Below are 15,496 nucleotides of genomic sequence, written 5' to 3'. Positions count from 1 at the left end.
TGCAGATGATCAGCAAAGCTGGCAAGTTGGGCAGCAGGCTAGTGCCACACCTGGCGCTGCTGCCCATGACCCTGACAGTGGTCGTTGCCTATCTGGCGACGATAGCCTGGACGGTCAAGGTATCGCTGAGCAGTTCTCGTACGCTGCCAGTCGATAATTTTATCGGACTCAGTCAGTATGCCCGTCTGTTTGATAATGAACGCTGGATCATGTCGCTCAATAACCTGGCGATCTATGGCGTGCTGTTCATTGTTGCCTGTCTGCTCATTGGTTTTTTGCTGGCTGTTTTTATCGACCAGAATGTCAAGGGTGAAGGTATTTTGCGCACGGTTTTCTTGTACCCGTATGCGATGTCTTTCGTAGCTACCGGTCTGGTCTGGCAATGGATACTGACGCCCGGTATTGGCGTGGAAAACAGCATACGGCAGCTGGGTTTCAGCAATTTCCAGTTTGACTGGATCATTGATCAGGACATGGTCATCTACACCATCGTGATCGCCACGGTATGGCAGGCGTCCGGCCTGGTGATGGCGATGCTGCTGGCCGGTTTGCGCGGTATAGATGAAGATATCTGGAAAGCTGCCCGCATGGACGGGATACCTGTCTGGCGCGTCTACCTGTCCATCATCATTCCCATGCTGATGCCGCAGTTTGCGACCGTGCTCCTGTTGCTGACTACGGCGGTCGTCAAGCTGTTTGATGCGGTTGAGGCGATGACGCAGGGTGGTCCGGGTACAGCCAGTGAGGTACCTGCCAAATTCATCATGGACCATTTGTTTGGCCGTGCAAACCTGGCGCTGGCCTCAGCCGGTGCGGTCATGATGCTGATGCCGGTACTGGCCTTGTTGATACCGTATCTCTATGCCAGGGCAAGAAAGGCGGGCAGATGAAAGCCGCTGCTATCGACAAATCCAGGCGCAGGTCATGGCGGCCGGCACGCTGGGGGATTTACCTGTTTCTGATCACGTCTGCAATGTTCTTTTTGCTGCCGCTGTATATCATGCTGGTGACCTCCTTTAAATCCATGGAAGAAATCAGGGTGGGCAATATCTTTGCCCTGCCGTTCCACTTTACACTGGAACCATGGCGCCAGGCGTGGAGTACGGCTTGTACCGGTGTCGCCTGCGAGGGCGTCAGTGGTGGTTTCTGGAATTCTGTCGCAATCACGCTGCCAAGCACGGTGATTGCTATCTTGCTGGGGGCGATCAATGGTTATGCCTTGTCGTTCTGGCGGCCACGCGGTGCACAGTTGCTGTTTGCCATTTTGCTGGCTGGCGCCTTTATCCCCGTTCAGGTGATGATGTTCCCCCTGGTGCGCTTGCTGGCCAACCTGCAACTGTTCAGTACCTTGCCTGGTATTGTACTGGTGCATGTGATATTTGGCATGCCCGTCATGACGCTGCTGTTCCGCAACTACTACCTGGGCATACCGCAGGAATTGTTTCATGCCGCACGTATTGATGGTGGTGGATTTTTCCGCATCTTTTTTCAACTGATGCTGCCCATGTCCCTGCCTATGGTAGTCGTGGCCACCATCATGCAGGTTACCGGCGTATGGAATGACTACATCCTTGGCCTGGTTTTTGCCGGGCGCGAGCATTTACCAATGACGGTGCAGCTGAATAATGTCATCAATACGACGACCGGCACGCGCATGTACAACGTGAACATGGCGGCGACCATATTGACGGCGCTGTTGCCGCTTTGTATCTATTTCATTTCTGGCCGCTGGTTTGTACGTGGTATTGCGGCTGGCGCAGTCAAAGGTTAATTCATGACGAATGTAAGTATCAAGCAACTGGCGGTGCAACTCGGTGGCCAGCAGATCATCAGTGAACTGGATCTGGATATTGCTGCCGGTGAATTCCTGGTCTTGCTGGGGCCGTCTGGTTGCGGCAAATCAACCCTGTTGCATAGCATAGCCGGTTTGATTGATATCCACGCCGGTAAAATAGAAATTGCCGGTCATGACGTCAGCCATGCCGAGCCCAGTGAGCGGCAGATTGGCATGGTGTTCCAGTCGTATGCCCTGTATCCCAATATGACGGTGGAAAAGAATATGTCGTTTGGCTTGCGCATCAGTGGCTTGCCCAAGGCTGAGATCAGTCGACGTATTGAAAAAGTGGCCGGCATGTTGCAGCTCGATGCGCTGCTCGACAGAAAACCCGCGCAATTGTCTGGCGGACAGCGACAGCGTGTTGCCATAGGCCGGGCTCTGGTCAGGGAGGCAAGTGTATTTCTGTTTGATGAGCCCCTGTCCAACCTGGATGCCAAGTTGCGCACGGAATTGCGGCGGGAACTGAAGCTCCTGCATCAGAACCTGGCTGCTACCATGATTTACGTGACCCATGACCAGGTCGAGGCAATGACACTGGCAACACGTATAGTCGTGATGCGGGCTGGCAAGATACAGCAGATAGGCAGACCGGCCGAGGTCTATGCGCGCCCGGCCAATCTGTTTGTCGCTGGTTTTCTAGGGGCGCCGGCAATGAACTTCATAGAAGGTCAGTTGCATGCCGGCAGCCAGTTCACCTCAGCGGCACTGAATGTAACATGCACAGGCTATCAGTTTGATGATGCGTCGATGCCGCAGTCGCCAGTTGCGCGCAGGGTGGTGCTGGGGATGCGACCGGAGCATCTGAGTATTGCAGAGAATGGCGCATATGAAGGAGTGGTCAACCTGGTTGAGCCCATGGGCAATCACCAGGTACTGTGGTTGAAAATTGCCGGTCAGCTATTGTCGTGTATTGCGCATGGTGAGCGGCAGTTCCGGATTGACGAAACTGTTCGCTTTGATATTGCGATGCAGCAATCGCTATTGTTCGATGCTGATAGCGGAAACCGGCTGTGATACCCTGGCCGGAGCAAGGGGCGATAACAGGCATGGGCCTTCAACAGGTTTGCAAGTTTGATTGTAAATTGATTTTAAAGCGTCACATGCAAGATGAAATTTTTATATACTGACCATATCAATTAATTACGGAAAAGAATCAAGTGGCGACAATCAAGGATGTAGCCCGTCTGGCGGGTGTGGGTTTGGGAACTGCTTCGCGCGTGGTCAGCGGCAAGGGTTCGGTTTCGCAAAAGACGCAGGAGCGCGTCAGGAAAGCGATAGAAGAACTTGATTTCCGTCCTTCGCATGCGGCGCGTTCCCTGTTGTCGGGTAATTCGCAGATGATAGGCGTGTATATCCCTGTACTCAAGGGTACGTTCTACATGCCCATATTGCAGTCCATTGATACGGAATTGCGCGCTGCTGGCATGCATATGGTGGTGGCCTTTGGCGTTGGCATCGGTGACGAGAGACGCCAGGGGGTCGAAGGCATAGAATTCTTGATGGAAAGAGGTTGTGACGGCCTCATTGTCATGAGCAATGTATTGACTGACGATGATTACTCCATCCTGGGGCAAAAACGGGCTCGCCTGGTGGTCTTGAACCATGCCTCCGACAATATAAAAGAACAGTGTTTTACCGCTGACCATGTACAGGGAGGCGTCATGGCCGCACGCGCCTTGCTTGCGCATCAGCACAAAAAAATTGCCGTGATTGCCGGGCCGTCTACAGCGCCCGATAACGTCGAGCGTATCAACGGCTTTCTCGATGAACTGACCAGGGGCGGTATTGATACCACCGACATGTGGATAGCCGAAAGTGATTTTTCACCGGAAGGTGGCTGGAACTGTGCCAGGGAACTGCTGGAATCTGGCCGGGAATTTACCGCACTGTTCTGCGCCAATGATGAAATGGCGCTCGGGGCTTTATCATATTTTCAGCAGGCCGGAATTTCTGTCCCGCAAGATGTCTCTGTCATCGGCTATGACGATACCATGAGCGCTGCTTATGCCGCACCACCACTGACTTCGGTGAATATACCCTGGCGTGACGTGACCCTGAGTGCACTCAATGAATTACTGAATCGCTGTTATGGCAGCAATCGGCCGGTCAAGCGTGACTACCCGGTTACAGTAACCATGCGTGCATCGCTGACAAAACCCGGTGGCAAGCGTCGGAAGAAGCCTTGATTTATTCTGGATATGCGTTAATGTGGCCAGGACTCATGTGGCTTGTTTTTAGCAGCCTGCGCAAGTATTCACACGAATGTGGTGCTGTGTTTGCAACAGCCTGGCTGTGCCTTGACCTGATATCTCATGGGCGCGACATGGCTGAATCGGCAGTGTTATGTAATGCCAGGTAAGCATGCGGAAAACGAAGCATAACCCTGTTGTATTTGCGTGCAAAAAAATATGCATTGAATGAAAGGAATCTCTTGACGGTTCATTTTTTTTGTGAAAATATGGAAACCTTTCCAATTGAATTGAACGACTGAAAATTAACCGACGTGGAATGGATAGTCGTGAATTTGTAGTGCGGATGAAGAAAGGCAGTCTGGTTTCCCCGTTTTCCGCTCGCTGGCATTCTCGCTGTCAGTACACAACTTTGAGCCGTAGTGAAGAAGATGTGCCGGGCAAATCAGGGAGGAAGGTCTTTATGTTTGCATGGCAGCAGTGGGTTATCGCTAGGACAGGCAATACACCTGTGACCGGTGTGCCTATGACATAAGTCTGATCTGTAGTTTCCGATCATAGTTGCTCATGCCGGCAATTTGGATCACTGCTGACAGGGCTTACGAACGGGGATAGCCAGTTAAAAAGAAACGCAAAAAGACCAGGTGAGCGGGAGGCTGCTCATGAAAAAAAGAATTGGAAGGCGGGAGACAAAAGCCCAAAATTTTTTAACTTTGATTGGAAACGTTTCCAATTGAGTCAGATAAACTTAATAACAGATACAGCGAACTATGACCACAAGTCTACAACATGCATTGCCATCAGTTGCACGCAGTGATTTCAATAACGATTTCTTGTGGGGTACTGCAACCTCCGCATACCAGATTGAAGGTGCGGCCAGCCTGGACGGCAGGGTGGAGTCAATCTGGGATCGCTTCTGCTCCATGCCTGGTGTGATACGTGATGGCAGTAACGGTGCTGTCTCTTGCGACCATTACCATCACTGGCCGGAAGATCTTGATATCGCCAGCAGCCTCGGCAGCAATGCTTACCGCTTTTCCATTTCCTGGCCGCGCATCTTTTCTGGCCCGGATGCAGAGCCAAATGCCGAGGGGCTGGCCTTCTACTCGCGACTGGTCGACGGCATGCTGGCTCGTGGCCTGCAACCGTGGGCGACCTTGTACCACTGGGATTTGCCGCAATACCTGCAAGATCAGGGGGGGTGGAATAGCCGCGACACAGTGCACGCCTTTGTCCGGTTTGCCGATGTCGTGAGCAGGCATCTCGGTGACCGTGTCAAGCACTGGATCACACACAATGAACCATGGTGCACGGCCATGCTCGGCCATGCAGATGGTATCCATGCGCCCGGGATCAAGGATTTTAAAATGGCCATCCAGGTTTGCCATCATGTCCTGCTGTCACACGGCCTGGCAACACCGGTGATACGTGCCAATGTTCCGGACTCCCGTATAGGTCTGGCGCTGAATCTGCACCCTATCAGTGCCGCAACGGACAAGGCCGAAGACCAGACGGCAGCAGATTTATACGACGGCTTGCGCAACCGCTGGTACCTCGATCCCCTGTATGGCAGGGGGTACCCAACCGATGTCTGGAATGCGCTCGCAGATCTTGCCCCGGCGGTGAAAGCAGGTGATATGGCAGCCATTGCCGTGAGTACGGACTTCCTCGGTGTGAACTTTTATTTTCCTGAGCGCATAGAACATGCGCCTGGCGTATCTGCGTTGAATTTGCGTCTGGTCGACGCTGGTGATGTGGAGCGCACTGCCTTTGGCTGGGAAGTGGCGCCAGCAGGCATGACGACATTGCTCAAGCGCATACAGGACGATTATGCTCCTGCTGCCATCTACATCACCGAAAACGGTGCAACTTATGACGATGTGCTTGATGCCCAGGGAGAGATACAGGATGTGCAGAGGCGCGATTACCTGATACGCCACCTGGCAGCCATCAAGGAAGCCATACGCCTGGGGTGTCAGGTCAGGGGATACTTCCTCTGGAGTTTGCTCGACAACTTTGAATGGGCCGAGGGCTGTTCACGCCGTTTTGGCATTATCCATGTCGATTTCGTCACGCAGCGGCGGACCCTGAAGTTGAGCGGAAAATGGTATCGCGACTTCCTGGCGGGTCGTGTCTTGCCTGCTGCACCTGATGTAAATACAGCGGGTGCAGCAGGTGTAGTAAAGGGAGAGTATTTGTCTGCATGAGTATCTTGTCCTGCCACGGTATCAACAGGCTGGCGCCGTTTTGCAGCGGTACGTTTACATTGACAAATAAAATCGGGGGTTGCACTATGAATTTCTTTTAAAATTGGAAACCTTCCCAAAATAGGGTATGAAGATTTCAGTAGTAATGCTTAGGGTAAAACGGCACGACCAAGATGCCCTGCCTTAAGAGAAGAAGCAAAAAAACACACACAAGCGCGTCTGCAAACTCTCAGTGTGTGTCCGGTATATCGGCGATAAGATCGCCCCTTGCCGATCACTGAAAATAAAAAAGGAGACAATATGTTTCACGAAAAAACCAAGAGGACTTTGATCAGTCTGGCAGTAGCCAGCGCATGCGCGCATTTCGCGCCGCAGGCCTACGCTCAGGAGCAGGAAAGCAATAAAGCAGCAGAAGTTGAAACAGGCACAAAAGCAAAAAAAGCCGACACAGCAAAAAATGAAGTGCAGGAAGTCACTGTCACAGCCACCCGTCGTACTACTTCGTTGCTAAAAACGCCGCTGGCCGTCACCGCATTCAGCCAGGAAAAGCTGAACAAACAGGGCATCACCAATCTGGCAGGTATTTCCGGTGAACTGCCGAATGTGCAAATGGATGGCCAGGCCAATGACTCTGCCGTCAAAATCACCATACGCGGTATCACTGCGACCAATTTCACCGAAATTGGTGACCCGTCGGCAGGCCTGCATATCGATGGTCTGTATTCGCCGCGCCCGCAGGGTGCGCAAGCGCTGATGTTCGATCTGGATCAGGTAGAAGTATTACGTGGCCCGCAAGGCACCCTGTTCGGTCGCAATTCTACCGCTGGCAGTATCAATATCATCCCCGCCAAGCCGGAATTTGGTTCTACCTACGGTAGTGCATCTTTTGAAACCGGTAGCCTGAATCTGCGCAATATCAATGTCATACAGAATATTGCAGTCAATGACAAACTGGCGTTGCGTGCGACCCTGATGAAAGTTACCAGGGATAGCCCGTTCAACCAGATGCAGGATTTTTCTGAAGCGAATATCCCCGCGCTCGGCTGGAAGCCCGATGGCATACCCGATGTGACCCAGCGTTTCAATACCAAGGTATCAAAGGCTGACGGCTACAATAACCAGAACCAGTGGGCAGGACGTCTGGCAGCCAGACTGAAGGTCAACGACGATCTGGAATGGCAACTCGCTTATGAACACTTCCAGGATTCCGGCGCCGGTTATATAGGTATGCGTGATTGCGACCAGGCTGCGGGCACGCGCTGGGCCTGTACACGTGGCCAATATGACGTACTCATCAATGTGCCGGGCAAAGTGGATATGTCTATCGATACAGTCCGCTCGAAAGCGCTCTGGAACGTGAACAAGAATACTTCGCTGGAATACGGCTTTGTGTATGCGAACCAGCAACGCAGCCAGGTGCACGATGATGATGGCGGCATATCGCCATATCCATTTGAAGTGACAGGGAAAAATCCTGTCGATGGTAATTGGGCGGTGTGGCCTATCTCGGATAACCTGACACGTACCCTCAACTCCAAATACCTGTCGACGGTACACGAGTTGCAGTTAAAGCAGAGTTTTGACAACTGGCAGTATGTGGCCGGTGCATTCTGGATGCATGAAAAGAATGCCATCAACTTTGGTCAGGAACAGATGCACTATGGTCCCAACAATATTCCCATCAGCCAGTTCTATGCGCAGCCTGACCGTCAGATAGATTCCAAGGCCTTGTTCGCCCAGGCTGACTGGAAATTCACTCCACTCTGGACAGCCACTGTGGGCGCACGCTACACACGTGACTCCAAGACCGACAAGGGCGGTATGAACTACGGCGGCAATAGCTGGGGCGGGCAAAGCTATGGTTATTACAATGGCTTGTTTGATTATGGCATTCCTGGTACCGACAGTTATCGCACCCCGAATGGCAACCAGATCACGCCGCAAATGGGTTCCCTCGGCGGAGCGGCCGCTTACGCAGGCTATGGACCAGGCACCAATAATGACCATAGCGACAGCTGGAGCAAGGGAACCTATCGCCTTGGCCTGCAGGCGCAACTGACGCCGAGTGACATGGTGTATGCGGCTGTGGCAACGGGCTATAAATCCGGCGGCTTTGGTGACCGTACCAACAAATGCGGCCAGACTACCTGCGTCTATGGTGACAACAAGAAAGAGCAGATTACCTACCTGACTTACAAGCCAGAGACCGTTACCAATTTTGAACTGGGCTACAAAGGCAAACTGCTGGATAACCGTCTGGCCCTGTCTGTGGTGCTGTTCGCCATGCAGTACAAAGACATGCAGCAGACCGGCAGCAATTTCCTGGCCAAGGTCACCACACCGGACAACCTGCCTTGTCCTTCATGGGCGCCGACCTGTGATGTGGCAACCGCGTGGCAAACCGTCAACGTTGCCAAAGTCAATCTGTCGGGCCTGGAAACCGAGTGGGATTATCGCCCATGGCCGGGCGCCAAACTTGGCGGCTTCTTCAGTTACCTGAAAAGTGTGATTCATGATTATGATTCTTACGATGATGGCTATGCCTGTGACCAGCGCGCAGAATTTGGTGCGGTCCCTTGCCCCGCAGTTTACATGGGTACTGATGACAGGTTGCGTGGCCGTCGTGCCTACAATCTCGAAGGTAATCAGATGCCGAATGCACCCAAGTTCACTTTCGGCCTGAACTTCTCGCAAGAGTTTGCCCTCGACCACGGTTATACACTGACACCATGGATAGGCATGCGCTGGCAAGACAAGGTGTATTTTGATTTGCGCAATTTCGACAACCCCCATATCGGCCTGACACAGAAAGCCTATGCCAAGGGCGATGCGTCACTGAAACTGGTGGCGCCGAATGACAAATGGTTCATCGAAGCCTATGTGCGCAACTTCACCGATGTCAAAGCCAAGACCAATGGCTGGAACGCCGGCGGTGGCAAGATGGCTGCGAGCTATGTAGACCAGCGCTCCTTCGGCATTAAGGTCGGCGCCAGTTATTAAGTAAGAGCAGGCCTGATGGATGCTTGCACGTCCATCAGGCCCTGGATTCGCAAAAGGCTGATAGCATGAAAAAACAGTTTTCCTTACCAGTATGTCTGACTTGCCTGAGTCTGTTGCTGCTCACCGCTTGCGGTGGCGGCAGCAGTCTGGTGCAAACACAGGTTACGCCCAGCTTGCAGCAAGGCTGGGAACTGGTCTGGGCTGATGAATTTGCCGCTGATAAACTGGACATGCAAAGCTGGCAGATAGAAACCGGCGGCCACGGCTGGGGCAATCACGAGCTGGAAAACTACACGGCACGCAAAGAAAACCTCAGGCTGGAAAACGGCATGCTGGTCATCGAAGCGAGGAATGAGAAGTATGAAGGTAGCGACTATACCTCGGCCCGTATAAAAACGGCTGGTTTGCGTGAGTTTACTTATGGACGTTTTGAGGCGCGCATCAAGATACCGGCAGGCCAGGGTGTCTGGCCCGCTTTCTGGCTACTTGGGACTGACGTCAGTGCCACTGGTTGGCCAGAACGCGGCGAGATCGACATCATGGAAAACATAGGCAAGGAAGCTGCCACCAGTTATGGCACCCTGCACGGGCCAGGCTATTACGGGGCGACCGGTTTTGGTGGATCAAAAAAACTGGCGCAGGGTCAACTGGCCGATGACTTCCATATCTATGCTGTTGAATGGGATGCCGGGCAGATACGCTGGTATCTGGATGGTAATCTGTTTCACCAGGCCAGTCCCGCGACAGTGCCGGGCAAGTGGGTATTCGATCACGGATTTTTCATCATCCTGAATCTGGCCATAGGCGGTGACTGGCCCGGTTCACCGGATGTCACAACAAAATTCCCGCAACAGATGCTGGTGGATTTTGTGCGCGTTTACAGGCGCAGAAATTAAATTTCGATTCTTGAAAAACAGGTAGTCATCATCAACAAAGAGACAAAAGTGAATCAACAGATTCCTTCAATAATACAGAGCACATCATGATGAAATTGAAGCACAAGGCAATTGGAATCAGTTCTGCACTCTTGCTGGCATATGGGACTGGCAATGTCGATGCAGCAGATGGCGTTACACAGTATGGGCCAGGCAGGATGCCAGCCAGCGACTTGGCAGCGTGGCCGACTGTACAGAGTATGATCAGCAAGGATCCCGTAATAGAAGCCAGGGTTGCCACTATCGTCGCCGGGATGACACTGGAACAAAAAATAGGCCAGATGACCCAGCCGGAAATCAAGGCCATCACCCCCGATGATGTGCGCCGCTATTACCTTGGCTCTGTCTTGAATGGCGGTGGCAGCTGGCCGGACCGCAATAACAAGCACGGTACGGCGGCTGACTGGGTGGCGCTGGCAGATAAATATCATGAAGCCTCCATGAACACCGACATGGCAGTCAAAGTGCCGGTGATCTGGGGTATTGACGCCATCCACGGGAACAGCAATGTCTATCGCGCCACGCTGTTCCCGCACAATATTGGTCTTGGTGCTGCCCACAATCCGCAACTGGCCGGGCAGATAGGCCGGTCCATGGGCAAGTCCGTGCGTGCTACCGGTATCGCCTGGGTGTTCGGGCCCACCATTGCTGTTGTGCGTGATGACAGGTGGGGCCGTACTTACGAAAGCTTTTCTGAAGATGCGGCACTGGTAAAACAGTATGCCGGTGAATATGTCAAAGGTTTGCAGGGTGACTTCAAGGACGATGGTAATGTCGTTGCTACGGCCAAGCACTTCATGGGCGATGGCGGCACAGACCAGGGCAAGGACAGGGGTGTCAATCTGTCCACCAATGCGCAGATGATCAATATCCATGCGCAGGGCTATATGACAGCCCTGGCCGCCGGCGCACAAACCGTGATGGCGTCCTACAATAGCTGGAACGACAAGGCAGCCGGCGCCAACTACGGAAAAATGCATGGCAGCAAGGCCTTGCTTACCGACGTACTCAAGGGCAAGATGGGTTTCGATGGTTTCATCATTACCGACTGGGATGCCATTGGTGAAGTGCCAGGCTGCAAGACCGACAGCTGCCCGCAGGCTATCAATGCCGGTGTGGACATGATCATGGTGCCCAATGACTGGAAGGCCTTCATCAGCAATACCATCGCACAGGTCAGGTCTGGTGAAATCCCCATGGCCAGGATAGATGATGCCGTGAGCAGGATCATCCGTGTCAAGCTGCGCGCGGGCCTGTTTGGCAAGAAACCGTCGGAGAACGCCTATGCAGGCAAGCAGGACGCGCTGGAAGACCGCGACCTGGCCCGTCAGGCTGTGCGCGAATCCCTGGTTTTGCTGAAGAATGATGGCGGCACACTGCCATTGGCGCGCAACAAGAAGATACTGGTCGTTGGCAAGAGCGCGGACGACATCCCTAACCAGACTGGTGGCTGGTCACTGACCTGGCAGGGCACTGATAACAGCAATGCGGATTTCCCGAATGCCGATTCCATACTGACCGGCATCAAAGATGCTGTCGGTGCTGATCATGTGGACTTCAGTATCGATGGCAAGGGCATTGACGTCAGTCGTTATGATGCAGTGATTGCCGTTATCGGAGAGACGCCCTATGCGGAAATGTATGGCGACATCGGCCCTGCCGGTACTCTGCGCCACAGCAGCCGCTATCCGGAAGACCTGGCAGCCTTGCAGGCTGTGGCAGGCAAGGGCAAACCGGTCGTGACGGTATTCCTGTCTGGCCGGTCTCTGTACACCAATGACCTGATGAACCTGTCCGACAGTTTTGTCGCTGCCTGGCTGCCGGGCACGGAAGGCAAGGGCATCGCCGATGTGCTGTTCCGCACTGCCCACGGCAAGGTGGCGCATGATTTCAAGGGAACATTGTCTTTCTCATGGCCCAAATCTGTCTGCCAGACTCCGCTGAATGTTGACGATAAAAATTATGCACCCTTGTTCAAGCTTGGTTATGGTCTCAGTTATAGCAGCAAGGACAAGGTCGGCAAGCTTGACAGCAGATATCCCGCCGGTGGTTGTGGTGTCACCAGTGCTTACCCGGTATTCAACCAGGCAGACCGTGCCACTTATCCCCTGTATGTTATCAGCGGTAATGAACAGCAGGCAGTCGGTGCTGACCTGAACCGTACTTTGAGCCTGCCTGGCATTACCGTGCAGACTTCACAGATCAATACCCAGCAAGACGCCAAACTGGTCAGCTGGAGCGGCCCGGCACGTGTAGAGGCGCGTGCGGACAAACCAAAAGCTGTTCCTGCCTTTGCGACGAAAGACGGTGCCTTAAGTTTCGACACCATCATCGCTACTGCCCCCGCAGGAACTGTCAGTATCAGCATGCATTGCGGCAGCCACTGCGCTGCCAGCCTGGATATGACAGAAGTTTTCAAGCGGCTGTCCATGAAGAAAGACAAGCAGAGTATCAAGATACCCTTGTCCTGCTTTGTCGCCAAGGGTGTCAAGCTGACGAATGTGGATATTCCGTTCAGTATCAGCAGTAATGCAGCATTCAGCGCAGCCTTCACGAATATAGAGATTGTCGGCGGTGCGTCAAAAGACAAGGATGCGCTGGCTTGCGCAGACCTGAAATGAAGCAGACCATGTTATACCCACGCTTGCTGGCCGACATAGGCGGCACCAATGCGCGCTTTGCCCTGGAGACGGGCGTCAGGCAATTTGCCGCAGTCAGTGTGCTGGCCTGTGCCGACTACCCGCACCTGCTTGATGCCATTCAATATTACCTGGCAAGTGACGCTGCACAGAAAGTTATCAAGGCAGGCGGCAATCGTGTAAATGCTGCGGCGATTGCCATTGCCAATCCCATTGATGGGGATGACGTACGGATGACCAATCATCACTGGAGTTTTTCCATCTCTGCTGTGCGTCAGCAACTTGATATGGCTACCCTGCTGGTGATCAATGACTTCACCGCGCTGGCAATGTCCTTGCCCTATCTCGACAATAGCCAGAGACGGCAGATAGGGCAGGGCGTGGAAATACCGGGTCGCACCATGGGCCTGATCGGCCCGGGCACGGGTCTGGGGGTATCGGGCATCATCCCAACGGGTAAAACCTGGGCTGCGCTGGCCAGCGAAGGCGGCCATGTCAGCTTTGCACCCTGTAGCCATGACGAGGTGAAGCTGTTGCAAGCCCTTTGGCAAAAGTTTGATCATGTTTCGGCTGAGCGACTGTTGTCAGGCAAAGGACTGGAAATGATCTGTCAGGCGATTTCGGGCCTGACACTCGACGCGGCAGAGATTACCCGGCGCGCCTTGCATGGCAATTGCGCTGCCAGCCGCCAGACGGTAGCGCATTTCTGCGCCATCCTCGGCAGTGTGGCTGGCAATGTCGCGCTGACCCTGGGGGCGACCGGCGGTATGTATATAGGTGGCGGCATTGTGCCGCGACTGGGCAGGCTGTTTGCAGAGTCGGCATTCCGTTCCCGCTTTGAGGGCAAGGGCAGGCTCAGCGCCATGCTGGCACAGATACCGACTTACCTGATTACCGAAGAATACCCCGCCTTTATCGGTGTGTCGGCCATGCTGGCGGCCCATCTGGAACAGACTTGACCAGCACAATATCGGAGATAAATTCATGGAAACCACCGTCAATATTACTTCAGCTGCCGCAGACGGCCCGGCCAGGAGTCACACCAGTTCCCTGGTGATCGTCACCATTCTGTTCTTCATGTGGGGCCTGCTCACTTCACTTAATGATGTGCTGATACCGCATCTGAAGTCTATCTACACACTCAGTTATGTGCAGGCGACCCTGGTGCAATTCTGTTTCTTTGGTGCGTACTTTGTGGTGTCCGTACCCGCCGGCATGCTGATCAAAAAAATAGGTTACCAGCGCGGTGCGGTCACAGGTCTGGTGATTGCAGCCAGTGGCTGCGCCCTGTTTTACCCGGCGTCGCTGGGCAGCTACGCATTGTTCCTGTTCGCCTTTTTTGTACTGGCGTCCGGCATCACTATCTTGCAGGTGGCGGCCAATCCTTATGTGACGGTTCTGGGTGAAGCCAAGACAGCATCAAGCCGCCTGACCCTGACCCAGGCTTTCAACTCCCTGGGGACGACCATAGGCCCCATCTTTGGCGGCATACTGATCTTGTCCGGAGCCGCCCTGAGCGCGGCAGACATCAATCTTTTGCCTGCCGCAGAACAAGTCGCTTACCGCCAGAGTGCCGGCGCTGCAGTGCAAATGCCTTACCTGATGCTGGCTGGTGCGTTATTGCTGCTGGCCATACTGTTTGCCTTTGCCCGCCTGCCCAGGATCAGCCATGCCGATGACAAGACCACAGCGCAAGCATCTGGTGGTAAAGACTCGGTGTTTGCGCATGTCCACCTGGTGTTCGGCGCCATCTGCATTTTTGTGTATGTCGGCGGTGAAGTCAGTATAGGTAGTTTCCTGATCAACTTCCTCAGCGACCCTGATATCGGTGGTTTTACGCCTGCAGCAGCGGCGCACTATGTGAGCTTTTACTGGGGCGGCGCCATGGTCGGACGGTTCATTGGCTTTGCCGTCATGCGTGTAGTCAGTCCAGGCAAGACCCTGGCCTTCAATGCCGCTGCGGCGATTGTGCTGATACTGACGGCCATCTACAGTCATGGCAGCCTGGCGATGTGGGCTATCCTGGCGGTGGGCTTGTGCAATTCCATCATGTTTCCGACCATTTTCAGCATGGCCTTGCACAAGCTGGGCAAACTCACTGGTCAGGGTTCCGGCATCTTGTGCATGGCTATTGTCGGTGGTGCACTGATACCCTTTCTGCAAGGTTACCTGGCTGACAGCATAGGATTGCATGTTTCTTTTTATGTGCCAGCCGCGTGTTATATTTTTATTATGTTTTTTGGTATTCGCTATGCTGGCATGTATGCCGCCAGGCAAGACCAGGCAAGCTGATCAGGGTTCATACATTTGTTTCACTCCGCGTGGGTTATTGCGGGAGCAGGCTGCTCCCGTTTTTTTATGGATGGGTATCATTTTTTATGATACCCCTATTTTAATTCTGTATTTTCCTTAACTCTGCTATCCACCTACACTGTGAACACAGCAGATTTCAAAGGAAGTCGAAGAAGCGCTGCAGCGAAATTTCGAAAGCTTCTTTTGATGTCTCTTTGATCCGGATAACAGGAAATGCAGACGCTGTCAGCCGTATTTGATGTGGTTTTGACGTTGGCAAATACGACAGGCGTAGTGTCTTGACATCGAATTTTGTCCAGGATTCGAATAAAATGGTAGTTATCACTACCAACGCAACGAGAGCCTATCTCTGATACCTCGCTATAGGCTCCGAGCA

The 15,496-nt window shown here is 53.4% G+C and carries 10 protein-coding genes; all 10 read left to right on the top strand.

What is annotated here, in order from left to right:
* Positions 1 to 5: 5 nt before the first annotated feature.
* The 10 genes from LZ463_RS02400 (at position 6) to LZ463_RS02355 (ending at position 15,099) form a co-directional block, all read left to right on the top strand.
* The gene (locus LZ463_RS02400) at positions 6 to 890 is read left to right on the top strand and encodes a carbohydrate ABC transporter permease (RefSeq protein WP_241453475.1); all 885 of its coding nucleotides are present in this window, start codon (positions 6 to 8) and stop codon (positions 888 to 890) included.
* Positions 887 to 1,771 (top strand): carbohydrate ABC transporter permease, encoded by an 885-nt coding sequence (locus LZ463_RS02395; RefSeq protein WP_241453474.1) that lies wholly within the window; start codon positions 887 to 889, stop codon positions 1,769 to 1,771. Before LZ463_RS02400 ends, LZ463_RS02395 begins: the two co-directional genes overlap by 4 nt.
* A gap of 3 nt (positions 1,772 to 1,774) precedes the next feature.
* Positions 1,775 to 2,851, top strand: a complete 1,077-nt coding sequence (locus LZ463_RS02390) for an ABC transporter ATP-binding protein (RefSeq protein ID WP_241453473.1) — start codon at positions 1,775 to 1,777, stop codon at positions 2,849 to 2,851.
* 143 nt (positions 2,852 to 2,994) lie between these two features.
* Positions 2,995 to 4,023, top strand: a complete 1,029-nt coding sequence (locus LZ463_RS02385) for a LacI family DNA-binding transcriptional regulator (protein ID WP_241453472.1) — start codon at positions 2,995 to 2,997, stop codon at positions 4,021 to 4,023.
* Positions 4,024 to 4,796: 773 nt separating this feature from the next.
* A complete protein-coding gene (locus LZ463_RS02380; RefSeq protein ID WP_241453471.1) occupies positions 4,797 to 6,233 on the top strand; it encodes a GH1 family beta-glucosidase in 1,437 nt (478 codons plus the stop codon).
* A gap of 300 nt (positions 6,234 to 6,533) precedes the next feature.
* The gene (locus LZ463_RS02375; RefSeq protein ID WP_241453466.1) at positions 6,534 to 9,233 is read left to right on the top strand and encodes a TonB-dependent receptor; all 2,700 of its coding nucleotides are present in this window, start codon (positions 6,534 to 6,536) and stop codon (positions 9,231 to 9,233) included.
* A 65-nt stretch (positions 9,234 to 9,298) separates the two neighbouring features.
* Positions 9,299 to 10,129: a glycoside hydrolase family 16 protein gene (locus LZ463_RS02370; protein ID WP_241453465.1), complete on the top strand. Its 831-nt coding sequence runs from the start codon at positions 9,299 to 9,301 to the stop codon at positions 10,127 to 10,129.
* Positions 10,130 to 10,215: 86 nt separating this feature from the next.
* Positions 10,216 to 12,789, top strand: a complete 2,574-nt coding sequence (locus LZ463_RS02365; RefSeq protein ID WP_241453463.1) for a glycoside hydrolase family 3 protein — start codon at positions 10,216 to 10,218, stop codon at positions 12,787 to 12,789.
* Positions 12,790 to 12,797: 8 nt separating this feature from the next.
* On the top strand, positions 12,798 to 13,766 hold the full coding sequence (locus LZ463_RS02360) for a glucokinase (protein WP_241453461.1): 969 nt from the start codon (positions 12,798 to 12,800) through the stop codon (positions 13,764 to 13,766).
* A 25-nt stretch (positions 13,767 to 13,791) separates the two neighbouring features.
* A complete protein-coding gene (locus LZ463_RS02355) occupies positions 13,792 to 15,099 on the top strand; it encodes a sugar MFS transporter (RefSeq protein WP_241453459.1) in 1,308 nt (435 codons plus the stop codon).
* Positions 15,100 to 15,496: the final 397 nt, after the last annotated feature.

The organism is Undibacterium paludis, assembly GCF_022568815.1.
Lineage (GTDB): Bacteria > Pseudomonadota > Gammaproteobacteria > Burkholderiales > Burkholderiaceae_D > Undibacterium.
Note: the sequence above shows the minus strand (reverse complement) of the source record. Positions and strands in the feature narration are given on the sequence as shown.